Below are 22,540 nucleotides of genomic sequence, written 5' to 3'. Positions count from 1 at the left end.
GGCCGATGGAAACGCAGCTCGTCGAACTCGACCTGGCCGACTGGGACGGCGCTGCGCCGAACGAGGCGTGGATCGCCGCGCTCGAAGCCGGCAAGGTGCTGTATTTCCCGCGGCTGGGCTTCGAGGTGCTGACCGAAGAGCGCGCTTTGCTGTCGCCCGCCGTGTTGTCGCCGGACGTGCGCAACATCAGCCTGGATGCCAATGGGCGCTTGAAAGGCGTAGCGGGCGACGAGAACATGCAGCGCGCCGTGGCGGCGATGGTCGGGCGCTTCCGCGCGCAGGCGCAGCAACTGATTGACGGCTTGCTGCCGCACTACACGCCGGCCCTGCGGCTGGCGCCGACCAGCTACCGCCCGGCGCAGGTGGAAACACGCGTTCAGTCGTGGCGGGCCGACGATCGGCGGCTGCACATCGATTCGTTTCCGTCGCGCCCCAATTACGGCGAGCGCATCCTGCGCGTCTTCACCAATGTCAATCCCGAGGGCGCGCCGCGCGTCTGGCGGGTCGGCGAGCCCTTTGAGGCCGTGGCGAAGCGCTTCCTGCCGCGCGCCAAGCCTTACTCGCGCTGGCAGGCGCGCCTGCTGCGGGCGCTGCGCGTCACCAAGTCCTTGCGCAGCGAATACGATCATCTGATGCTGCAGCTGCACGACGGCATGAAGTCCGACCTGGAATACCAGAAGAACGCCCAGCAGGAGACCGTGGCCTTCCCGGCCGGATCGGTGTGGGTGTGCTTCTCGGACCAGACCTCGCATGCCGTGATGTCCGGCCAGTACATGCTCGAGCAGACGCTGCACCTGCCCGCCGCAAGGCAATACAATCCCGGTTCGAGCCCGCTCGCCATCCTGAGCCGGCTCACTGGACGTCAACTCGTCTGATCATTCCCTTCCATGAACCGCCGAACGGCAGCGTTCGGCGGTTTCGCTTTCTGGAGAGACAAAACATGGCCACCACCATTCCGATTACCAAGCGCGGTGCGGAGAAACTCCGTGACGAGCTGCAACGACTGAAGTCCGTCGAGCGGCCCGCCGTGATCACTGCGATCGCCGAGGCCCGCGCCCAGGGCGACCTCAGCGAAAATGCGGACTACGACGCCGCCAAGGAGCGCCAAGGCTGGATCGAAGGCCGCATCAAGCAGGTCGAAGGCATGCTCTCGAATGCGCAGATCATCGATCCCACAGACCTCGATGCGGGCGGCAAGATCGTCTTCGGCTCCACCGTGGAGCTCGAGGATGAGCACACCGGCGAGGCCGTGAAGTACCAGATCGTCGGCGAGGATGAAGCCGACCTGAAGCTGGGCCTCATCAACGTCTCCAGCCCGATCGCGCGTGCGCTGATCGGCAAGGAGGAGGGCGACACCGCCGAGGTGCAGGCGCCGGGTGGCGTGAAGCGCTACGAGATCGTCGGCGTTAGCTATCTCTGATTCGCCTTTCGTGAAAGACCGCATCGCGCTGCTGCTGGCCGCCCTCTGGTGGGGCAGCCTGACGACGATCGGCTTTCTGGTCGTGCCGATGCTGTTCGCCCAGCTCGGCAATCCGAGCCTTGCAGGCAATTTCGCGGGGCGGCTGTTCGCGGCCCAAAGCTGGGTTGCGCTGGCCTGCGGACTGGCGCTTTTGACCTATTTCAGGTCGAAGATCCAGGAGCTCGCGGACCCGTCGTCGCGTACTGCCGTTGCCTGGATCGTCGTGGCGCTGCTGTTGGCCCTGCTGCAGGAATACGCCGTCGCGCCCCGGATTCTCGCGCGCGAAAACCTCCGGCTCTGGCACTCGCTCGGCAGTGCCATGTACCTTGGCCAGTGGCTCTGCGCCGGAGTGCTGCTCTGGCGCATGGGGCGCCGCCCCGACTGATCAGGCCTTCCAGAAGCTGGTGATCCAGCGCGCCGGCCGGATGAAGCGGAAGCGCCGGTTGCGCCGCCCCGCCAGCGCGTCCGGCGGATTGCATTCCCCGTGAAACACCATGATCCGCGCGCCCTGCGGCACGAAGGGCTCGCGCCAGTAGTTGGTGGGCCAGGTCGGAATGCCGTGGTATTTGAAGCTCGGGCACCATTCGGGAGGCCAGTAGGCGAGCTTGCCCTTGCGGTCCATGAAGTCCGACAGGTAGGCCTGCTCGTTGCGGTATTCGGCCTGTACCGCGTCCATGTTCTGGCGGAAATGCGCCAGCACGTCGGGATGGGCGCCGAGCTCGAAGCGGTAGACCGACGAGTTGCCCGTGATGCGCCGCCGCCGCCAGGGGCGGGCGTAGTCATGGATGATCAGGAACTCGCCCGGATGCTCGAAAAAGGCATCCAGGCTGCCCACGACGACCACGTCGAGATCGATGAAGAGCGCGCGGCCGCGCAGGCCGTACAGGTCCTGCTCGAAGGTGGTCAGCTTTTTCCAGGCGCGGTCCACCTGTCCCGGCTTGAGCTCGAGGTCGAGCGGCGGGATCGGGAAGCACTGCACCTCGCTGCGGATGCCCTGGCTGTCGTCGGTCAGGCAGACGAAGTTGAAGTCGCCGCTCAGGTGGCGCCGCACCATGGCATAGAGGCGGTTGACGTACTCGGGCCCGTACTTGGTGCCCCATTTCATGCAGAGGATGTGACGCTGCGGCGCTGCCGTCGGCTCGATCGGCATCCTCAGTCCGCCTGGCGACGTTTCTTGACCGACAGCGGCTTCTTGGCCTTGGCGCGCTTGATGGTCCCGCCGGGCGTCAGCCGCTGGTTGCCGAGCACGCGCAGGGTCTTGATCTCCGGGCGCTGTCCTCCACGCTTGCTGTACTTGATCACCTTGACGTCACGCGGGCCGGGCATGCGGTCCTCGTCGATCTCGCGCGCTTTTTCGGGGATGGGGCGCCAGAGCACGAGCAGCTTGCCGATGTGCTGGATCGGCGCGGCGTTCAGGTCGTCGGCCAGGGTCTGGAGCATGGCTTCACGGGCAGGCCGGTCGTCGGAGAAAACGCGCACCTTGATCAGGCCGTGGGCCTTGAGCGCGGCATCGGCTTCCTTCTTGACGGCTGGCGTCAGCCCGTCGCCGCCGATCATGACGATCGGGTCCAGATGGTGCGCTTCGGAGCGGTGCACCTTGCGCTGCGCAGGGGTAAGTTGAATGGCGGGCATCCCCGTATTATCGAGCGTCAATGAATCCCAAACCCCGAAGCGATAAGGTTGGCAAAAAGCTCAACAAGGCGTGGCTGCATGACCACATCAACGACCCCTACGTGAAGCTGGCCACGCGCGAGGGATACCGGGCCCGCGCAGCCTACAAGCTCAAGGAAATCGACGAGACGCTGGGCCTGATCCGGCCGGGTCAACTGGTGGTCGACTTGGGCTCGACGCCCGGCGCCTGGAGCCAGTACGTGCGGCGCAGGCTGTCGCCGAGCGGGGCGGCGGCCGGCGAGCTGGACGGCACCATCATCGCGCTCGACATCCTGCCCATGGAGCCGATCGAGGGCGTGACCTTCCTGCAGGGCGACTTCCGCGAGGCCGAAGTGCTGGAGCGGCTCGCTCAGGCCATGGACGGCCGGCTCGCCGACGTCGTCGTGTCCGACATGGCACCCAACCTGTCGGGCATCGCCTCAGCCGACGCGGCCCGCATCGCGCATCTGATCGAGCTTGCAATCGACTTCGCACGCCACCACATGAAGCCTGAAGGCGCGCTGGTCGCCAAGCTGTTCCACGGCAGCGGCTACGGCGAGCTGACGCAGCTTTTCAAGAGCAACTTCCGGGTGGTAAAGCCCCTGAAACCCAAGGCTTCGCGCGACAAATCGTCGGAGACCTTCATGGTGGGCATCGGGCTCAAGAACGTCGATACGAATTGATACCCGGGCGCCGGCCCAGCATTTGAATCCCAAAACCGTGCGCGTCCTATGGCTGCTATAGGGAAATTCCGGCATTTCGCAGGTTGAAAAGCCTAAAATGGGTGCCAATTGCGTGCCCTAGCGCGTTTTTTGTTTTCGTGTCACGCGCTTTCGACTGGAGCTTCGTTTGAACAATCAGTGGTTTTCCAAAGTTGCCGTCTGGCTCGTCATTGCGATGGTGTTGTTCACTGTGTTCAAGCAGTTCGACACCCGCGGCGTCGCCGGGGCCGGCAATGTCGGTTACTCCGACTTCCTCGAGGAAGTCCGCAGCAACCGCATCAAGAGCGCAACCATCCAGGAAGGCCAGGGCGGCAGCGAGATCGTCGCGATCACCAACGACGACCGCAAGATCCGCACGACGGCCACCTATCTCGATCGCGGCCTGGTCGGCGACCTGATCGCCAACAACGTCAAGTTCGACGTCAAGCCGCGCGAAGAGGGCTCGCTCCTCATGACGCTGCTCGTGAGCTGGGGTCCGATGCTGCTGCTGATCGGCGTCTGGGTCTACTTCATGCGCCAGATGCAGGGCGGCGGCAAGGGCGGCGCCTTCAGCTTCGGCAAGAGCAAGGCGCGCATGCTCGACGAGAACAACAACCAGGTGACCTTCGCCGACGTCGCGGGCTGCGACGAGGCCAAGGAAGAGGTCAAGGAGGTCGTCGACTTCCTGAAGGACCCGGCCAAGTTCCAGAAGCTCGGCGGCCGCATTCCGCGCGGCCTGCTGCTGGTCGGCCCGCCCGGCACCGGCAAGACCTTGCTGGCCAAGGGCATCGCCGGCGAGGCCAAGGTGCCGTTCTTCTCGATTTCCGGTTCGGACTTCGTCGAGATGTTCGTCGGCGTGGGCGCGGCCCGTGTGCGCGACATGTTCGAGAACGCCAAGAAGAACGCCCCCTGCATCATCTTCATCGACGAAATCGATGCGGTCGGCCGCCAGCGCGGTGCCGGCCTCGGCGGCGGCAACGACGAGCGCGAGCAGACCCTCAACCAGATGCTGGTCGAGATGGACGGTTTCGAAACCAATCTCGGCGTGATCGTGGTCGCTGCGACCAATCGCCCCGACATCCTGGACGCCGCGCTGCTGCGTCCGGGCCGCTTCGACCGCCAGGTCTACGTGACGCTGCCCGACATCCGCGGCCGCGAGCAGATCCTCAACGTGCACATGCGCAAGGTGCCGCTCGGCCAGGACGTGAACCCGAGCATCATCGCGCGCGGCACCCCTGGCATGTCGGGCGCCGACCTGGCCAATCTGTGCAATGAGGCCGCGCTGATGGCCGCGCGCCGCAACGCGCGCGTGGTCGAGATGCAGGACTTCGAGAAGGCCAAGGACAAGATCTTCATGGGCCCCGAGCGCAAGAGCATGGTCATGCCCGAGGAAGAGCGCCGCAACACGGCCTACCACGAGTCCGGCCACGCGCTGATCGGCAAGCTGCTGCCCAAGTGCGACCCGGTCCACAAGGTCACCATCATTCCGCGCGGCCGCGCGCTGGGCGTGACGATGAGCCTGCCGGCGCAGGACCGCTACAGCTACGACCGCGAGTACATGCTGAACCAGATCAGCATGCTGTTCGGCGGCCGCATCGCGGAAGAAGTGTTCATGCACCAGATGACCACCGGCGCCAGCAATGACTTCGAGCGCGCCACGCAGATCGCGCGCGACATGGTGATGCGCTACGGCATGACCGAATCGCTGGGCCCGATGGTCTACGCCGAAAACGAAGGCGAAGTCTTCCTCGGCCGCTCGGTCACCAAGACCACCAACATGAGCGAATCGACCATGCAGAAGGTCGATGCCGAGGTGCGTCGCATCATCGACGAGCAGTACGCCCTGGCGCGCCGCCTGATCGAGGAGAACAGCGACAAGATGCACGCCATGGCCAAGGCGCTGCTCGAATGGGAAACCATCGACACCGAGCAGCTCGACGACATCATGGCCGGCCGCGCGCCGCGTCCGCCCAAGGATTGGACGCCGCGCATCCCGCCCTCGGGCAGCGGCGGAGGCAGTGGCGGTACGCCGGCGGTCAACCCGGATCCGGCGCCGACAGCGGCTTGAGCATGACGCTTTGGCAATCGACGGGGCCTGTGGCCCCGTTTTTTCTTTGGAAGGGCGTATGACGATCTGGCGCACCGCGCGCTTTGCCATCGATCTCGCGCAGCCGCGCGTGATGGGCATCGTCAACGTCACGCCCGATTCCTTTTCCGACGGCGGCGCCCATGCCTCGACCGAGGCTGCGGTGCGGCATTGCGTTCAACTGGTGGAAGAGGGTGCCGACATCCTCGATATCGGCGGCGAGTCCACGAGGCCCGGAAGTCCTGCCGTGCCGCTGGCGGAGGAGCTGGATCGGGTGCTGCCGGTGGTGCGCGAGGCAGTGAAGCTGGGCGTGCCGGTCTCGGTCGATACCTACAAGCCCGAAGCGATGCGCGCAGCGCTGGAGCTCGGCGCCGACATCGTCAACGACGTGTGGGCCCTGCGGCAACCCGGCGCACGGCAGGCCGTGGCGGCCCATCCCTCGTGCGGCGTCTGCCTGATGCACATGCACCGGGATCCGCAGACCATGCAGGCGGCGCCGATGGAGGGCGACGTGCTTCCAGCAGTGCGCGCCTTTCTGGAAGATCAGACGCAGCTGCTACTGGCATTGAAGGTCGACGCAAGCCGCATCGTGCTCGACCCGGGCATCGGCTTCGGCAAGACCGTGGCGCAGAATTTCTCCTTGCTCGCACGCCAGCAGGAGTTGCTCGCCGCCGGCCGGCCGCTCTTGATCGGCTGGTCGCGCAAGTCCTCGCTCGGCGCCGTCACCGGCATCGAATCGGCGGCCGGGCGCATGGTGCCCAGCGTGGCGGCGGCGATCCTGGCCGTCGAGCGCGGCGCCTCCATCGTGCGCGTGCATGATGTGCGCGAAACCGTCGCCGCGCTGGCCGTATGGCGCGCCATGAGGCAAGAACAACAAGCACGACAGGAGCCACATCCATGACAAGAAAATATTTCGGCACCGACGGCATCCGCGGCACGGTCGGCCAGGCGCCGATCACGCCCGACTTCGTGCTGCGGCTCGCGCATGCCGTCGGCCGCGTGCTCAAGAAGACGGAGTCGCGTCCGACGGTGCTGATCGGCAAGGACACGCGCATCTCGGGCTACATGCTGGAGTCGGCGCTCGAATCGGGCTTCAACTCGGCCGGCGTCGATGTGGTCCTGCTGGGGCCGCTGCCGACACCGGGCGTGGCCTACCTGACGCGTGCCCAGCGGGCCAGTCTGGGTGTGGTGATCAGCGCCAGCCACAACGCCTATCCGGACAACGGCATCAAGTTCTTCAGCGCCCATGGCACGAAGCTCAGCGACGAATGGGAGCTGGCGGTCGAAGCCGCGCTCGAAGAGCCGCCCGTCTGGGCCGATTCGGCGCAGCTCGGCAAGGCGCGCCGGCTCAACGATGCGCCGGGCCGCTACACCGAGTTCTGCAAGAGCACCTTTGCCAACGACCTCACACTGCGCGGTCTGAAGCTGGTGGTCGACGGCGCCCACGGCGCGGCTTACCAGGTGGCGCCGCAGGTGTTCCATGAGCTCGGTGCAGACGTGGTCAGCATCGGCTGCGCGCCGGACGGCTTGAACATCAACAAGGGCTTCGGCGCCACGCATCCGCAGGCGTTGATCGACGCGGTGCGGGCACAGGGCGCGCACTACGGCATTGCGCTCGATGGCGATGCCGATCGCCTGCAACTCGTGGACGCAAGCGGGCGCCTGTTCAATGGCGACGAACTGCTGTACCTGATGGTGATGGAGCGCATCGCGCGCGGCGAGAAGCCCTCGGGCGTGGTCGGCACCCTGATGACCAACAAGGCCGTCGAGATGGCGCTGCGCGGACAGGGCATCGAGTTCGTGCGCGCCCGCGTGGGCGACCGCTACGTGCTGGAAGAGCTCGAAAAGCGCCATTGGCTGCTCGGCGGCGAGGGCTCCGGCCACCTGCTCGCGCTCGACCGTCACACGACCGGCGACGGCATCGTGAGTGCGCTGCAGGTGCTGCAGGCCTGCCAGCGCAGCGGCAAGCGCGTGGACGAGCTGCTGGCTGACGTCACGCTCTTTCCGCAGACCCTCATCAATGTCCGGTTGGCCGAAGGGCAGGACTGGAAGGCCAACCAGGCACTGGCGGCCGAAATCCGGCGCGCCGAGGCTGAACTTGGCGATGCAGGCCGCGTGCTGATTCGCGCCAGCGGCACCGAGCCGCTGCTGCGCGTGATGGTCGAGGCGCGCGACGCAGCGCAGGCCGAAGCCTGTGCAAAGCGCCTGGCGGCGGTTGTCGAGGCGGGTTGAATCTCATGATCGACATCCTGCTCGCGGACTACCGCAACCCCGCGCATGCGCGTGCGCTGGTCGACCTGCTGGACAGCTATGCGCGCGATCCCGCGGGCGGCGGTGCGCCGCTGGCGCCCGAGGTGCTGGCCGAGCTGCCCGAGGCGCTGGCGGCACGGCCGCAGGCCTTCAGCGTGCTGGCCTACGACGCAGCGCAGCCGATCGGCCTCGTCAACTGCATCGAAGGCTTCTCGACCTTTGCCTGCAGACCGCTGGTCAATGTGCACGACGTGGTCGTGCTGGCCAGCCACCGCGGCCGGCGGGTTACGCAGCGCATGCTGGCGCGTGTCGAGGAAGAGGCCCGCGCTCGCGGCGCCTGCAAGCTCACGCTCGAGGTGCTGTCGGGCAACCGGAGCGCGCTGCGTGCCTACAAGCGCGAAGGCTTTGCCGGCTACCAGCTCGACCCGGCTTTCGGCTCAGCGATGTTCCTGCAGAAGAAGCTCTGATCAGAAGCGCGTGACGGGCATTTCGGCGTCGTTCTTGCCGGTGCCGTACTTGCCCAGCTCCCACTTGGCGATCGCATTGCGGTGCACCTCGTCCGGACCGTCGGCGAAGCGCAGGGCGCGCGCGCCGACATAGGCGTAGGCGAGCGGGAAGTCGTCGGACATGCCGCCGCCGCCGTGCACCTGCATGGCCCAGTCGATCACCTGGCAAGCCATGCTCGGCGCGACCACCTTGATCATCGCGATCTCGTTCTTGGCGACCTTGTTGCCGGCCACGTCCATCAGCCAGGCGGCCTTCAGCGTCAGCAGGCGCGCCATGTCGATCTTGCAGCGCGCTTCGGCGATGCGTTCCTGCGTCACGGTCTGCGAGGCGACGGACTTGCCGAAGGCCACGCGCGACGACGCGCGCTTGCACATCAGTTCCAACGCACGCTCGGCCAGGCCGATCAGGCGCATGCAGTGGTGGATGCGTCCCGGGCCCAGGCGACCCTGCGCGATCTCGAAGCCCCGGCCTTCGCCGAGCAGCATGTTGCCGGCCGGCACGCGCACGTTCTCGAAGTACATCTCGACGTGGCCGTGCGGCGCATCGTCGTAGCCCATCACGTTGAGCGGGCGCACGATGCGGATGCCCTTGGCATCGGCGGGCACCACGATCATGCTTTGCTGCGAGTGGCGCGGCGCCTCCGGATCGCTCTTGCCCATCGTGATGAAGACCGCGCAGCGCGGATCGGCTGCACCCGAGATCCACCACTTGTGGCCGTTGATCACGTACTCGTCGCCCTGGCGCTCGACGCGCGTCGCGATGTTGGTGGCATCGCTCGACGCGACCTCGGGTTCGGTCATTGCGAAGGCCGAGCGGATCTCGCCCTCCAGCAGCGGCTTGAGCCAGCGCGCCTTGATCTCGTCCGAGCCGTAGCGCGCGATGGTTTCCATGTTGCCGGTGTCGGGCGCCGAGCAGTTGAAGGCCTCGCTGGCCCATGGCACGCGGCCCATGATCTCGGCCAGCGGCGCGTATTCCTGGTTGGTGAGGCCGGCGCCTTCGTAGCCCGAGGCAGCGGCGCTGTCGACCGGCAGGAACAGGTTCCACAAGCCCTGGTTCTTGGCTTTCTGCTTGAGCTTCTCGACGGTCTTGAGTGCGGTCCAGCGCTTGCCTGCCGTGGTGTTGGCGGCCAGTTCGGCTGCGTACTCGGCCTCCGCCGGGTAGATGTGGTCTTCCATGAAGGCGGTGACGCGCTTCTGCAAGTCCTTGGTCTTGGCCGAATATTCGAAATCCATGGTGTCTCCTCTGAAGGTGTGGGAAGGCTCAGGCCCGTTGTGCGAATTGCCAGGCCATCTCGGCCATCGGTCGCGCACCGCGGCCCGAGGCCACGGCTTGCTCGCTCGATGCGGTACCGGCCTCGACCCGCTTGGCAATGCCTTGCAGGATCGCGGCCATGCGGAACAGGTTGTAGGCCTGGTAGAAGTTCCAGTCGGTCGCGAGCGCCTCTGGCGTGGTGATCCCGGTGCGGTCGCAGTACTTGCGGATGTATTCGCTCTCGGTCGGGATGCCGAGGCTCTTCAGGTCGAGCCCGCCGATGCCGCGGAACGAACCCGGCGCGATGTGCCACGACATGCAGTGGTAGCTGAAATCGGCCAGCGGATGGCCCAGTGTCGAGAGTTCCCAGTCGAGCACGGCGATCGCACGCGGCTCGGTGGCATGGAACATCAGGTTGTCGAGCCGGTAGTCGCCGTGCACGATCGAGGTCATCTTCTCGTCGCGCGCGCTGGCCGGGATGTGGGCTGGCAGCCATTCCATCAGGCGGTCCATCTCGGGAATGGGCTGCGTGATCGAGGCCACGTACTGCTTGCTCCAGCGGCCTATCTGGCGCTCGAAATAATTGCCTGGCTTGCCGTAGTCGGCCAGGCCGCGCTCGGCGAACTTCACGGTGTGCAGCGCCGCGATGACGCGGTTCATCTCGTCGTAGACGGCGGCGCGCTCGGCATTGCTCATGCCGGGCAGCGACTGGTCCCACAGCACGCGGCCGGCCATGAATTCCATGACGTAGAAGGCGCGGCCGATGACGGCTTCGTCCTCGCACAGGCAGTACATCCGCGGCACCGGCACGCCGGTGCCGGCCAGGCCGCTCATGACCTTGAACTCGCGCTCGACCGCATGGGCCGAAGGAAGCAGCTTGGCGACCGGGCCGGGCTTGGCGCGCATCACGTAGCTTTGCGTGGGCGTGACGAGCTTGTAGGTCGGATTGGACTGGCCGCCCTTGAACATTTCGACCGTGAGCGGTCCCTTGAAGCCCTCGAGGTTGTTGTCGAGCCACGCGGTCAGTGCATCGACGTCGAAGACGTGCTGCTTGGATACGGCACGGGTGCCGACGAAGTTGTCGAAGTCCTGGGTCATGTCTCTGCGGTCTTTTATTGATCTGCTTCGGAAATTCGCATCAGTGCCGCGCGGTCCAGCACCACCAGGCCGCCGGGCTCGATGCGGATCGCGTCCTCGCGCTCCATGGCCTTGAGTTCCTGGTTCACGCGCTGGCGCGAGGCGCCGAGCAGCTGCGCCAGCTCTTCCTGCGCCAGGTGCAGCCCGATGCGCATCTGGCTGCCGTCCGCCAGGTTCGGCACGCCGTAGCTGCGAACCAGGTGGATCAACTGCTTGGCCAGCCTGGCGCGCAAGGGCAGCGTGTTGAGATCTTCGACCAGCCCGAACAGCTGGCGGATGCGGCGCGCCTGCAGGCGCATCAGCGCCTCGTAGAGCTCGACGTGGTTCGACAGGATCTTCTGGAAATCGGCGCGCGCCACGCAGAGGATCGTGGTCTCGCCATGCGCATAGGCATCGTGGGTGCGCCGGTCGCCGTCGAACATCGCCACGTCGCCGAACCAGATGCCCGGCTCCACGTAGGTCAGCGTGACCTGCTTGCCCGAGACCGCCGTCGAGCTCACGCGCACCGCGCCCTTGGCGCAAGCGATCCACTGCTCGGGCGGATCGCCGCGCGCAGCGATCAGCTCGCCGTCCTTGTAGCGTTTGACGAAAGCACATCGGAGGATGTCGTGACGAAGCGATGGTGAAAGAGAAGAAAACCAGCGACCACCATTGATCGCTTCTCGTTCTTCGATGGTAAGAATGGGGTCGTCCATGGACTGTCCTGTGCGTGACTGAAAGGCTGGGGGTTGTCGCGGGAGCGACGCGTCGCTACTCGTAGCGCGGCGTCTCCTTGGCGAGGAAAGCGGCGATCCCGATGCCGGCGTTGCGGTGGTGCAGGTTGCGCACGAAGTGATCGCGCTCCTGCGAAAGTTGCGAAGCCAGGGTGGCGCCTCGCGCCTCGCTCAGCAGCTCCTTGATGCTGGCCAGCGAGTTGGGCGCGCGTGCGTTGAGGCGGTTCGCCAGCGCGAGCGCCGCGCTCAAGGCCTGGCCGTTCTCGGTGATCTCGTTCACCAGGCCGAGCGCATGCAGGCGCTGTGCTTCGATGCGGCCTCCGAGCATGAGCCATTCGCTCGCGAGCTGCCGAGGCAGCGCCTGCGCGAGATGCCAGCTCAAGCCGCCGTCCGGCGACAGCGCGACGGTGCTGTAGGAGGCGGCGAATACCGCATCGCGCGCGGCGACGATGAAGTCGCAGGCCGCGGCGAGCGAGAAGCCGGCGCCGGCCGCAGCGCCCTCGACGGCTGCGATCACCGGCTTGGGAAAGGTGCGGATCGAATCGATCCAGCTGTGCAGTGCCTCGATGCTTTCGGCCTGCACCGAGGGATCGCGTTCGCGATTGGCCGAGAGGCGCTGCAGGGAGCCGCCGGCGCAGAACCATGCACCTTCGCCCACCAGCACCACACTGCGTATCTCGTCGCTGTTCTCGGCGCCGCTGAGCGCCTCGATGCCGGCCGCGTACATCTCCGGGCCCAGCGCATTGCGCTGCGAGGGATTGGAGAGCGTGAGGACCATCGTGTGTCCCTCGCTCGTGCTTTTCAGTTCTGCGCTCATGGTCGTTGTCTCTTACTCTTCTTCATGCGTGAGGCTCAGGCCGAGTGCGCCGCGGCGGCGCAGCCACGGGCTTGGGCGATAGCGCGGGTCGCCGTACACGGTCTGGAGGTTGAACAGCACCTCCAGCACGTTGGTCGGCCCGTAGAGGTCGCCCATGGCCAGCGGGCCCTGCGGGTAGCCGAGGCCCAGGCGCACGGCGACGTCGAGGTCGGCGGGCGAGCAGACGCGCTGCTGGCACATGTCGGCGGCGATGTTCACGATGGTGCCGATCACGCGCTGGGTGACGAAGCCGCCGCTGTCGCGGATCACGCTCACCGCCTTGCCGTCGCGCGCGAACAGCGCATGGGCCGCATCGCGCACATCGCGCCGCGTGGCGGGATTGGTGGCCAGCACGCGGCGCTTGGTGGCGGCGTCGTCCACCATCAGGTCGATGCCGACCGTGCGCGTTGCGTCGAGCCGCTCGACGGCGGCCACGGTCGTGACGTCGAAGCCCAGCGGCGCGACCAGGATCAAGGCGGCCGACGAAGGCGTGGCACCGCTTTCGAGCTGCGCGCCCAGCGCGTGCACCAGCCGCAGCAGCTCAGGACGCCGTGCCGCGCGGGGTGAGACCCAGACCGCCGGATTCGCGTCGATGGTCGGCGCGGGTGCTTCGGGCGCCGACTGGGCCACGCCGTCGACATAGCGGTAGAAGCCTTCGCCGGTCTTGCGGCCGAGCGCACCGGCGGCGAGCCGCTGCGCGGTGATCACGCTGGGCCGGAAGCGCGGCTCCTCGTAGTACTGGCGGTAGATCGACTCCATCACGGGATGGGAAACATCGAGCGCCGTCAGATCGAGCAGCTCGAAAGGCCCGAGGCGAAAGCCTGCCTGGTCCTTCAGGATGCGGTCGATGGTGGCGAAGTCCGCCACGCCTTCTCCGGCGATGCGCAGCGCCTCGGTGCCGTAGCCGCGGCCCGCGTGGTTGACGATGAAGCCGGGCGTGTCCTTGGCCTGCACCGCGGTATGGCCCATCTGCGCGGCGTAGTCGGCAAGCCGGCGGCAGACCTCGGCCTCGGTCTTGAAGCCGGCCACGACCTCGACCACTTTCATCAAGGGCACCGGGTTGAAGAAATGAAAACCCGCCATGCGCTGCGGATGCGTCATCACCGCGGCGATGGCGGTGACCGAGAGCGAGGAGGTATTGGTGGCCAGCACGGCCGAGGGCGCAACCACTGCTTCGAGCTCGCGGAACAGCTTGCGCTTGACCTCGAGGTCTTCGACCACGGCTTCGATCACGAGCTCGCAGCCGGCGAGCGCCTGCACCGATTCGACGGCGCGGACTCGTGCGGACAGCGCGTCGCGCTGCGCCTGGTCCAGCTTGCCCTTCTCGTGCTGCTTCTGCCACTGTGCGAGGATGGCATCGCGTCCGCGGACCGCAGCGCCTTCGAAGCTGTCGAGCAGCAGGACTTCGCTCCCGGCCTGCGCGGCGATCTGCGCGATGCCGCGCCCCATGGCGCCGGCACCGATGATGCCCACATTGGAAAAGTTCACAGTCATTTGATAATTGTCTCTCTGAGGATGGCTGCCACGGATGCCCATGCCAGAATGTGTCTACTTTCGATTACTTTTTGTCGAACCATTTTGCAACTCCCACGCCTCGCGGCGGCCCTGTTTTTATTCGGGTTCGCACTTGACTCGCCTGCCTTGACGATCGGGCGGCCCCAAGGGGCTGTCTGGATCGGCAAGCCGCTGGATGTGGTGATTCCGCTTTCGCTGGATGCTGCCGGAGACAGCGGCGGGTTGTGCCTCGAGGCCGAGGTGGTGCAGGGGGACACCCGCATTGCCGATCGGAGCCTGACTGTATCGCTGGAGCCGGGGCCGAACGCCAGCAGCCCGCGCATGCACATCCGTTCCACCGTCGCCGTGGACGAACCCGTGGTCAATGTGAGCGTGCGTGCCGGCTGCGATACGAAGTCGACGCGCAGCTATGTGCTGCTGGCCGACGTTCCGTCCGAACCCGTGCTGCCCGCCGTTGCGCCGCCTTCGGGTGCGAGGGCAGCGTCCGAGGCCCAGGCGCGAGCGCCTGCGCGGACACCGCCGCGTGCTGCTGCAGGGGGCGCATCGTCGGGCCTCGAAGGCCCGGCTGCGGCGCCGCGCAGCGCCGCAGCGGCGCCTGCCGCACGCACGCGCGACGCTGACGCGCAGTCGCCGCGTTCCGGCGCTGCCCCTGCCACCGCGCCGCGCCGGACTGCCGCCGCACAACCGCCCGCCGCACCGCGCACGGCTGCACCGCGCACCGCTTCGGCGGCTGCGGCCGCAGAACCGAAGCGCGAGGCCGCCGCCGGCGGATCCCGGCTCCAACTCGAAACGCTGGAGCCGGTTCCCGCCGCGCAGCCTGGCCTCAAGACGAGCCCGCAACTGACGCTGCCGGGCAGCGAAGACCTCGCGCGCCGCGCGGCAGCCGCCGCCGAGTGGCGCGCGCTCAACACCGAGCCCGAAACGGCGCAGCGCGAGGCCCAGCGCATGCAAGCCCTGGAAGCCACGCTGGCCGCGCTGCGCGAGCAGACGGCGCAGAACCAGCGCACCTTGCTCGAGATGCGCAGCGAGCTCGCGCAGGCGCGCGACAGCCGCTACCGCAATCCACTGGTCTACGCGCTGGTCGCCCTGTTGCTGATCGCGCTTGTGGCGATCGTGCTGCTGTGGCGCATGGCGCGCCGAGCCGCAGCGCCGGCCTGGTGGGGCGAGACGCCGTCGAGGGGCGAGGGCGGCCCCACGCGGCCGAGCTCCTTGCGCGCACTGCTCGAGGAGGAACCGGACGTCGACTCCGTACCGCCGCGGCGGCGCAGCGCGAATTCCACCAGCTTCGGCGCGGCCACCTTTGCGGCCGTGGAGCCCGACGACGACAGCGGCTTTGGCGAACCCGAACCCCAGCCGGCACGCACGCCCGATGGCGCGCCGGTGCGGCCGGTCAACACCGAAGAGCTGTTCGACGTGCAGCAGCAATCGGACTTCTTCCTCTCGCTCGGCCAGCACGATCAGGCGATCGCGGTGCTGCGCGAACACATCGCGACAAGTCCCGGCACCAGTGCCTTGGCCTACCTGGACCTGCTGCGGATTTTTCATTCGCTGGGGCGCAAGGAAGACTATGCGCGCCTGGCGGAGGAATTCGAACGGGCCTTCAATGCCGACGTGCCGGCGTTCGAGAATTTCAATGAGACGGGCAAGGGTCTCGAACACTATCGCAGCACGCTCGCGCGCATCGAATCGCAGTGGCCGGCGCCGGGCACCCTGGCGCTGATCGAGGAACTGATATTCCGCAAGCCCGGCGCGCACGAGGACGAGGCCTTCGACCTGGCGGCGTACCAGGAACTGCTGCTGCTCTATTCCGTGGCCAAGGAAGTGATCGATCCGAACAGCGCACCGCCGGCGCCCGTGACGCCGCACTCCTTCGTCGACACCTTCGGCCACGACCAGCTGGCCACGACGCCTGCGCCGCTCGTTCGCGAGAGTGCGCCCGAGGCCGTCGAGTACGCCCCGACGCTGCCCCCCTCGATCTACGGCGCCATCGACGACCATCTGAACCATGAGACCGTGCTGGCGCCGGATGCGCCGCCGCCGGCGCGTTCCGCAGGCGCCGCAACGGTGCCGCGCGCCAAGCCCGACATCGACCTGGACCTCGCCGAATTCGACAAGACGGCCTTCGAAACCATGCGAGCGCCGATCGAGACGCCGAAGCCGCCACCGGCGCCATCCAGCGACCCTCACGTGATCGATTTCGAGCTCTTCGATCCGGCCACCGAGGCGGAGATCGCTCCCAAGCCGACCAGGCCGCTCAAGCGTTGAACGCCGCCGGGGCGCGGCGTTGCGCCCGGTCGACCGCCAAGCTGAGCGCCAGCGCGCAGAGCACCATCGCCAGGCCTGCCCAGCTCATCCAGGCGATCGCTTCATGGGCCAGCAGCCAGCCTCCGGCCGCGGCACCCACCGCTTGCCCCACGTAGATGCCGGAACTGTTGAGCGCCACCGAGCCCGGCGCGAGCGCGGGCGCCATCGCAACCAAGCGCGCCTGCTGGGCCGAGTTGGTGGCGAAGCAGCCGAAGCCCCAGGGCACGATGATCAGCGCCAGCCCTGCGAGCGTCACGCCCAGGGGCCACAGAAGAAGGCTCAGCGCGATCAGCGATGTCGTGAGCAGCACCATCTGCGAGGCGCCCATGCGGTCGATGTACCGGCTCACCAGCATGTTGCCGAGCAGGCCGCAGACGCCGAACCAGCCCCACACCAGGCCCAGTGCCGTGGCGTCCGCACCCAGCGTTTGCTTGAGGATGGGTGCGAAATAGCTGAACAGGACGAACTGGCCCGCGCCCTGAAGCGCGGTGACGGAGACGACGCCCATCAGCAGCGGACTCTTGAGCACCTGGGCCCAGGCCGCGCGTGACAGCGCGGCCGGCCGGATGCCCGGTGGCAGCTTGCGCCAGATCCAGGCAGCGCTGAGGAGCGACAGGAGCGCGATCGCCGCGAACGCGGTGCGCCAGCCGAAATGGCCGCCGATCAGCGTGCCGAGCGGAAGGCCCAGCACCGAGGCCATGGACCATCCCAGAAAAACGAAGGTGACGGCGCGGCCGCGCTGCTCGAGCGGCACCAGCAGTCCCACGCAGGCCGCCGCCTGCGGTGTGAAGATCGCGGGGGCGACGACCGTCAGCATGCGCACCACCAGCAGCCCGCCGAAGTTCGGCATCAACGTCGCGAGAAGATGCCCCGCCGCATACCACAGCATGGTGCAGGCCAGCAGCACCCGGCGGTCCCAACCCGCGACCACGGCTGCCAGCAAAGGTGCGCCGAGGCACATCACGACGGCCGCTGCGGTGATCAGCTGGCCGGCGGTGGCTGCGCTGACCTGCAGCGAAGTGCTGAGTTCGTTGAGCGTGCCGGGCACCACCATCACGCCCGTCCCGATCACGAAGTTGCCCGCCAGCAGGGCCCACAACGCCGCCGGGAGCGCAGGCTGCTTCAACGGCGGACCTGCAGGGCGCCCGGATTCACGATGTTGGTCGGGTTGCCCTTGATGAAGCTGACGACGTTGTCGAAGGCCTGGCCGAAGTACATCTCGTAGCTGTCCTGCTCGACATAGCCGATGTGCGGAGTGCAGATGCAGTTCTCCAGGCGCAGCAGCGCATGGCCTTGCAGCGGCGGCTCGCTCTCGAACACGTCGACGGCTGCCAGCCCGGGCCGTCCGCGATTGAGGGCCGCAAGCAGCGCGTCCTGTTCGACCAGCTCGGCGCGCGAGGTGTTGACGAACAGTGCGGTGGGCTTCATGCGCGAGAGATCCTCGAGGGTGACCAGGCCGCGTGTTTCCTCGGCCAGCCGCAGATGGATCGACAGCACGTCGGCCACGCTGAAAAACGTTTCACGGTTCGGCGCCACCTGGAAGCCGTCCGACCTTGCCCTGGCGCAGCTCTCTTCGCGGCCCCAGATCACGACTTGCATGCCGAAGGCCTGCCCGTAGCGTGCGACCAGCTGGCCGATGCGCCCGTAGCCCCAGATGCAAAGCGTCTTGCCCTTGAGCACCGAGCCAAGCCCGAAATTGGGAGGCATCGACGCCGACTTGAGCCCCGACTGCTGCCAGGCGCCATGCTTGAGGTTGCTGATGTACTGCGGCAGGCGGCGCATCGCCGTCATGATCAACGCCCAGGTGAGCTCGGCCGGCGCCAGCGGCGAGCCCGTGCCTTCGGCCACCGCGATGCCTTGCTCGGTGCAGGCATGCACGTCGATGTGGCTGCCGACCCGGCCGGTCTGCGAAATGAGCTTGAGCTTGGGGAGCTTCTCGATCAGCTGGCGAGAGATCTGTGTGCGTTCGCGGATCAGCACGATCACGTCGGCATCCTTGAGCCGCACCGAGAGCTGCCCGATGCCTTTGACCGTGTTGGTGTAGACCTTGGCCGCGTACGCGTCGAGCTTGGAAGCGCAGCGCAGCTTGCGCACCGCGTCCTGGTAGTCGTCGAGGATCACAATGTTCATGGCATGCCATTGTGCCTCGCACCATCCGCGGGCTCCGTAGTCCGTCTCCCGCAGACGCATGGCGTCCGGGGACAAGCTCGCCCGGAACTACTTCAATGCAGACGGCCGGCGTTCGATATCGTGCCCGCCGCCTCCAGGGCGGCCAGTCGGTCGAGTTCGGCGCAGACATCCGCCATGCGACCCGAGATCACGACGCGGCCCGCGTTCCGGCCGGATTGCTGCGCGTCGACCGTGCGCACCACGCGCAGGGGACGCGCCGGTGCAGACACGTGGGCCAAGGCTGCAGCGCCGGCGCGCGAGCCGCAGCTGGGCCGGATCCCGACATAGTGAAGGCCGGACGAGCGCCGGCGGCGCGAAGGCATCCAGCGATCGGCCAGAGACTGCAGCGGCATGAACAGATCAGCAAGACTGAGAAGAGCGATTCCCATGTGAACTCCAGAAAAGTCAGAGGTTGAACACAGGCAGGATTGCTTTCGTCGGCTGCTACAGGGTGATGGCCCTCGGCCATACGCCCGCCACCTGTCGCGGCCGGGGTCTGGACCCCTTACATGAGCATCGTGTTTCGGATCAGGCCCACGGCCAGGCCTTCGATCTCGAAAGGCTCGCCGGGCTGAACGACGATGGTGGGGTAGTCGGGGTTTTCGGCGTGCAGCTCGATGACCTGCTTGTTGCGCTTGAGGCGCTTGACCGTGACTTCGTCGCCCAGCCGGGCCACCACGATCTGGCCGTTGCGGGCTTCCTTGGTGGCTTGCACCGCCAGCAGGTCGCCATCCATGATGCCGGCGTCGCGCATGGACATGCCGCGCACCTTGAGAAGGTAGTCGGGCTGGCGCTGGAACAGGGTGTTCTCGACGTAGTAGGTCTGATCGACATGCTCCTGCGCGAGGATGGGCGAGCCCGCAGCCACGCGGCCGATCAGCGGCAGAGCGAGCTGGGCCATGCCGGGCAGCGACAGGGAGAACTGGTTGTTGCGCGATTCGTTCAGCGAGCGCAGCGCGTCGCCCTTGAGGCGGATGCCGCGCGAGGTGCCGCTCACGAGTTCGATCACGCCTTTGCGTGCGAGGGCCTGCAAATGCTCTTCGGCCGCGTTGGCCGACTTGAAGCCCAGCTCGGCGGCGATCTCGGCCCGCGTGGGCGGGGCGCCGGTGCGCGCGATGGCGCTCTGGATCAGGTCCAGAATCTGTTGCTGGCGGGCGGTAAGCTTGACGGCGAACTGCATTGATGACTCCTTGCGGCACTGGCTGAATATCCAGTACCTGTATTTTTAACCAGTTTCCGGAAGTTTGGCAAGCCATGGTCGAAACACCTCGAGAAGGCAAGCGCCGCGTGATCGTTCTGGGCACCGGCGGCACCATCGCCGGCCGGGCCGCGGCCGCCGGCGACAACATCGGCTACACCGCCGGCCAGGTGGGCGTGACGGAGTTGCTGGGCGGCATCGAAGCGCCCGACGGCATTGCGCTCGCGGCCGAGCAGGTGGCGCAGGTCGACAGCAAGGACATGAGCTTCGCGATCTGGCGCACGCTGGCCGAGCGCTGCGCCCATTGGCTGGCCGAGCCCGACGTGGCGGGCCTCGTCATTACCCATGGCACCGACACGCTGGAGGAAACGGCCTTCTTCCTGCAGTCGGTGCTGGCGCCGTCGAAGCCGGTGGTCCTGACCTGCGCGATGCGGCCCGCGACCGCGCTGTCGCCCGACGGGCCGCAGAACGTGCGCGACGCGATCGCGGTGGCGTCCAGCTCCGGCGCGCGGGGCGTCGTGGCCGTCTGCGCGGGGACGGTGCACAGCGCCTTCGACGTTCAGAAGGGCCACACCTACCGGCTCGATGCCTTCGACTCCGGGGATGCAGGACCCGTGGCCTATGTGGAGGAGGGCGCGCTGCGCAGTCTCCGAAGCTGGCCGGTGTCGCCGCAGCAGCATGCGCGCGACCTGTTTGAAAGAATGACCCAGGGCGCCCGTTGGCCGCGTGTGGAGATCGTGGTGAGCCATGCGGAGGCGCGCGGCAGCCTGATCGATGCACTGGTCCGCGAGCGGCAGTCCGGCGCCTCCGAGCCGGTAGAGGGCCTGGTGCTCGCAGCCACCGGCAACGGCACCTTGCACCTTGCGCTGGAAGAAGCCGCGCTGCGGGCGCAGGCCGCCGGCATGGCAGTCGTGCGTGCCACGCGGTGCGCACAAGGCTGCATCCTGCCGGCGCCGAACGCACTCTTGCGCGCCGCGGGCGCACTGACGCCGGTCAAGGCGCGCGTCGCGCTGGTGCTGGAGCTGATGGCCGATCAACCAGCCGCGGCCTGAGGCATGTTCAGCGCCCTGCAGTCGCACTCATGGGCCTATCCGGCGCTGGAGGCGGTGCACATCGTCGGTATCGCGTTGCTGCTCGGCAATCTCGTCGCGCTCGAGCTGCGGGTGTTCGGGCGCGGGGCCGCCTTGCCGGTTCAGCCGATGGCCAGGCTGTCGCTGTCGATCGCGCTCAGCGGCTTCACGCTCGCAGCCGCCAGCGGCTCGCTGATGTTCGCGACCCAGCCGGGCGAACTGCTCGCCAACCGGGCCTTCCTGATCAAGATGGGATTGCTGCTGGCGGCCGGATGCAACGCCGGGTGGTTTCACGCGCGAGGGTCCTTGCGCAAACTCGACGCGCTGGCGCGGGTACAGATGTTGTTGTCCACTGCGATCTGGCTGGCCGTCGTGTTCTGCGGCCGCTGGATCGCATACTGAAGAGAAGAAGGAGTTTTTTTCGATGAAACGTCGCAGCATCGTCATCGCCGCCGCATCCCTTCCCGTTGCGGCTCCGTTCGCCTGGGCGCATCACGGCTGGAGCAGCTTCGACCAGGACCGTCCGCTCTACCTCGAAGGAAAGGTCGTGCGCGCGCGTTGGCAGAACCCGCATGCCGAATTGGTGATCGAGGTTCCGCCGAGTCTCAAGGTGCCGGCCGATCTCGCGACGCGACAGCCGCCCGCGCAGAGCGCGCCGGTCGACGGCCCAGGGCTTCTTGCCAAGGCGAGCGCCCCGCGCCGCGCCGATCGCCAGTGGACGCTCGAGCTGGCGCCGCTGACACGCATGGAGGCCTGGAAAGTTGCGGAGATCAAGCCCGGCGCCACCATCTCGGCGGTGGGCTTCACCTTCAAGGAAGAAAAGGGCGAGCCGGTGATGCGCGTCGAATACCTGTTCGCCGACGGCAAGGTCTACGGGCTGCGTTCCAGCCCGGCCTGATCAACTGCCGAGGGCGGCCAGCGCGCGCTGCGTGATCTCGTCGACCGTGCCGACGCCGCTGATGGCGCGGTACTTCGGCGCCGCAGCCGGATCCGCCTTGGCCCAGGCCGAGTAGTAGTCGACCAGCGGCCGGGTCTGCTGGCTGTAGACCTCGAGCCGCTTGCGCACGGTTTCTTCCTTGTCGTCCTCGCGCTGGATCAGGTCTTCGCCGGTGAGGTCGTCCTTGGCTTCGATCTTCGGCGGATTGAACTTGACGTGGTAGATGCGTCCCGATGCCGGGTGCGAGCGGCGCCCGCTCATGCGCTCGATGATGTCGGCGAAAGGCACGTCGATCTCGAGTACGTAGTCGATCTTCACGCCCGCCGAGCGCATGGCCTCGGCCTGCGGAATGGTGCGCGGGAAGCCATCGAACAGAAAGCCCTGGGCGCAGTCCGGCAACGCGATGCGTTCCCTGACGAGGTCGATGATCAGGTCGTCGCTCACCAGGGCGCCGGCATCCATCACGGCCTTGGCCTGGAGCCCGAGCGGTGTACCGGCCTTGACGGCGGCGCGCAGCATGTCGCCGGTCGAGATTTGAGGAATGCCGTATTTCCGGCAAATGAAGGCCGCTTGCGTGCCTTTGCCTGCCCCGGGGGCGCCCAACAAAATCAGTCTCATGGTGTCCTCGGACGGTTCTTCGATTTCTGTCGCGCCACGCGTTTCACGAGTGAGATCGCAGGGCGGAGTTGCGTCGAGGATAGCACGCGCTCCACGGCCGATTCGGCCTGCGCAGGGAC

Annotated in this window: 24 protein-coding genes; 12 read left to right on the top strand and 12 right to left on the bottom strand. The window is 67.1% G+C overall.

The window, feature by feature from the left end; all coding sequences use genetic code 11:
- The first annotated feature begins 5 nt into the window (after nt 1-5).
- The 3 genes from kdoO (at nt 6) to AC3A6B_RS12870 (ending at nt 1,844) form a co-directional block, all read left to right on the top strand.
- Entirely contained in the window at nt 6-875 is an 870-nt protein-coding gene (gene kdoO, locus AC3A6B_RS12880; protein ID WP_487837090.1) for a Kdo hydroxylase KdoO, read from the top strand.
- A gap of 65 nt (nt 876-940) precedes the next feature.
- Nucleotides 941-1,420, top strand: a complete 480-nt coding sequence (greA, locus tag AC3A6B_RS12875; RefSeq protein ID WP_487837089.1) for a transcription elongation factor GreA — start codon at nt 941-943, stop codon at nt 1,418-1,420.
- 10 nt (nt 1,421-1,430) lie between these two features.
- On the top strand, nt 1,431-1,844 hold the full coding sequence (locus tag AC3A6B_RS12870; protein ID WP_487837088.1) for a DUF4149 domain-containing protein: 414 nt from the start codon (nt 1,431-1,433) through the stop codon (nt 1,842-1,844).
- On the opposite strand, the gene AC3A6B_RS12865 is transcribed toward AC3A6B_RS12870, so the two are convergent.
- Together AC3A6B_RS12865 and AC3A6B_RS12860 are read right to left on the bottom strand one after the other, a co-directional pair.
- The gene (locus AC3A6B_RS12865) at nt 1,845-2,609 is read right to left on the bottom strand and encodes a glycosyltransferase (protein ID WP_487837087.1); all 765 of its coding nucleotides are present in this window, start codon (nt 2,607-2,609) and stop codon (nt 1,845-1,847) included.
- A gap of 2 nt (nt 2,610-2,611) precedes the next feature.
- A complete protein-coding gene (locus AC3A6B_RS12860) occupies nt 2,612-3,091 on the bottom strand; it encodes a YhbY family RNA-binding protein (RefSeq protein WP_487837086.1) in 480 nt (159 codons plus the stop codon).
- A 20-nt stretch (nt 3,092-3,111) separates the two neighbouring features.
- On the opposite strand from AC3A6B_RS12860, the gene AC3A6B_RS12855 reads away from it, so the two are divergent.
- From AC3A6B_RS12855 to AC3A6B_RS12835, 5 genes are all read left to right on the top strand, one after another.
- On the top strand, nt 3,112-3,792 hold the full coding sequence (locus AC3A6B_RS12855; RefSeq protein WP_487837085.1) for an RlmE family RNA methyltransferase: 681 nt from the start codon (nt 3,112-3,114) through the stop codon (nt 3,790-3,792).
- Between the two features lie 166 nt (nt 3,793-3,958).
- Complete coding sequence (gene ftsH / locus AC3A6B_RS12850) at nt 3,959-5,878, top strand: ATP-dependent zinc metalloprotease FtsH (RefSeq protein WP_214700529.1); 1,920 nt, start codon at nt 3,959-3,961, stop codon at nt 5,876-5,878.
- 58 nt (nt 5,879-5,936) lie between these two features.
- Nucleotides 5,937-6,797 carry a dihydropteroate synthase gene (gene folP / locus AC3A6B_RS12845; protein ID WP_487837084.1) on the top strand — a complete coding sequence of 287 codons (861 nt, stop codon included), beginning with the start codon at nt 5,937-5,939 and terminating at the stop codon, nt 6,795-6,797.
- Nucleotides 6,794-8,128, top strand: a complete 1,335-nt coding sequence (glmM, locus tag AC3A6B_RS12840) for a phosphoglucosamine mutase (RefSeq protein ID WP_487837083.1) — start codon at nt 6,794-6,796, stop codon at nt 8,126-8,128. Before folP ends, glmM begins: the two co-directional genes overlap by 4 nt.
- Before the next feature lie 5 nt (nt 8,129-8,133).
- Nucleotides 8,134-8,613, top strand: a complete 480-nt coding sequence (locus tag AC3A6B_RS12835) for a GNAT family N-acetyltransferase (protein WP_487837082.1) — start codon at nt 8,134-8,136, stop codon at nt 8,611-8,613.
- Here AC3A6B_RS12835 and AC3A6B_RS12830 read toward each other — a convergent pair whose 3' ends face one another.
- From AC3A6B_RS12830 to AC3A6B_RS12810, 5 genes are read right to left on the bottom strand one after another with little or no spacing between them, the layout of a single operon-like run.
- Entirely contained in the window at nt 8,614-9,885 is a 1,272-nt protein-coding gene (locus AC3A6B_RS12830; protein WP_487837081.1) for an acyl-CoA dehydrogenase family protein, read from the bottom strand.
- Nucleotides 9,886-9,913: 28 nt separating this feature from the next.
- A complete protein-coding gene (locus AC3A6B_RS12825) occupies nt 9,914-11,002 on the bottom strand; it encodes a phosphotransferase (protein ID WP_487837080.1) in 1,089 nt (362 codons plus the stop codon).
- 14 nt (nt 11,003-11,016) lie between these two features.
- Nucleotides 11,017-11,736: a Crp/Fnr family transcriptional regulator gene (locus AC3A6B_RS12820; RefSeq protein WP_093107781.1), complete on the bottom strand. Its 720-nt coding sequence runs from the start codon at nt 11,734-11,736 to the stop codon at nt 11,017-11,019.
- 55 nt (nt 11,737-11,791) lie between these two features.
- Nucleotides 11,792-12,571, bottom strand: a complete 780-nt coding sequence (locus AC3A6B_RS12815; protein WP_487837079.1) for an oxepin-CoA hydrolase, alternative type — start codon at nt 12,569-12,571, stop codon at nt 11,792-11,794.
- 12 nt (nt 12,572-12,583) lie between these two features.
- A complete protein-coding gene (locus tag AC3A6B_RS12810) occupies nt 12,584-14,104 on the bottom strand; it encodes a 3-hydroxyacyl-CoA dehydrogenase (protein WP_487837078.1) in 1,521 nt (506 codons plus the stop codon).
- Between the two features lie 147 nt (nt 14,105-14,251).
- Between AC3A6B_RS12810 and AC3A6B_RS12805 the strand changes: the two genes are divergently transcribed.
- Nucleotides 14,252-16,390 (top strand): hypothetical protein, encoded by a 2,139-nt coding sequence (locus tag AC3A6B_RS12805; RefSeq protein WP_487837077.1) that lies wholly within the window; start codon nt 14,252-14,254, stop codon nt 16,388-16,390.
- Here AC3A6B_RS12805 and AC3A6B_RS12800 read toward each other — a convergent pair.
- The 4 genes from AC3A6B_RS12800 to lexA form a co-directional block, all read right to left on the bottom strand.
- On the bottom strand, nt 16,380-17,555 hold the full coding sequence (locus AC3A6B_RS12800) for an MFS transporter (protein ID WP_487837076.1): 1,176 nt from the start codon (nt 17,553-17,555) through the stop codon (nt 16,380-16,382). The two genes, AC3A6B_RS12805 and AC3A6B_RS12800, sit on opposite strands and share 11 nt — an antisense overlap.
- Entirely contained in the window at nt 17,552-18,559 is a 1,008-nt protein-coding gene (locus tag AC3A6B_RS12795) for a D-2-hydroxyacid dehydrogenase family protein (protein ID WP_487837075.1), read from the bottom strand. Before AC3A6B_RS12795 ends, AC3A6B_RS12800 begins: the two co-directional genes overlap by 4 nt.
- Before the next feature lie 92 nt (nt 18,560-18,651).
- On the bottom strand, nt 18,652-18,987 hold the full coding sequence (locus AC3A6B_RS12790) for a hypothetical protein (protein ID WP_487837074.1): 336 nt from the start codon (nt 18,985-18,987) through the stop codon (nt 18,652-18,654).
- Nucleotides 18,988-19,103: 116 nt separating this feature from the next.
- Nucleotides 19,104-19,778, bottom strand: coding sequence for a transcriptional repressor LexA (gene lexA, locus AC3A6B_RS12785; protein WP_093107767.1), 675 nt, complete (start codon nt 19,776-19,778; stop codon nt 19,104-19,106).
- A 74-nt stretch (nt 19,779-19,852) separates the two neighbouring features.
- On the opposite strand from lexA, the gene AC3A6B_RS12780 reads away from it, so the two are divergent.
- Genes AC3A6B_RS12780 through AC3A6B_RS12770 form a run of 3 tightly spaced genes read left to right on the top strand, consistent with a single transcriptional unit; the run spans nt 19,853 to nt 21,764 of the window.
- On the top strand, nt 19,853-20,848 hold the full coding sequence (locus AC3A6B_RS12780; protein WP_487837073.1) for an asparaginase: 996 nt from the start codon (nt 19,853-19,855) through the stop codon (nt 20,846-20,848).
- Nucleotides 20,849-20,851: 3 nt separating this feature from the next.
- The gene (locus tag AC3A6B_RS12775) at nt 20,852-21,268 is read left to right on the top strand and encodes a hypothetical protein (protein ID WP_487837072.1); all 417 of its coding nucleotides are present in this window, start codon (nt 20,852-20,854) and stop codon (nt 21,266-21,268) included.
- 22 nt (nt 21,269-21,290) lie between these two features.
- Nucleotides 21,291-21,764, top strand: coding sequence for a DUF6152 family protein (locus AC3A6B_RS12770; RefSeq protein WP_214693379.1), 474 nt, complete (start codon nt 21,291-21,293; stop codon nt 21,762-21,764).
- Here the strand turns inward: AC3A6B_RS12770 and adk are convergent, their stop codons facing one another.
- A complete protein-coding gene (gene adk / locus AC3A6B_RS12765) occupies nt 21,765-22,421 on the bottom strand; it encodes an adenylate kinase (protein ID WP_487837071.1) in 657 nt (218 codons plus the stop codon).
- Nucleotides 22,422-22,540 lie beyond the last annotated feature (119 nt).

It is taken from the genome of Variovorax sp. Soil_C_33 (genome assembly GCF_057656935.1).
This window is presented reverse-complemented; position numbering and strand designations above follow the sequence as displayed.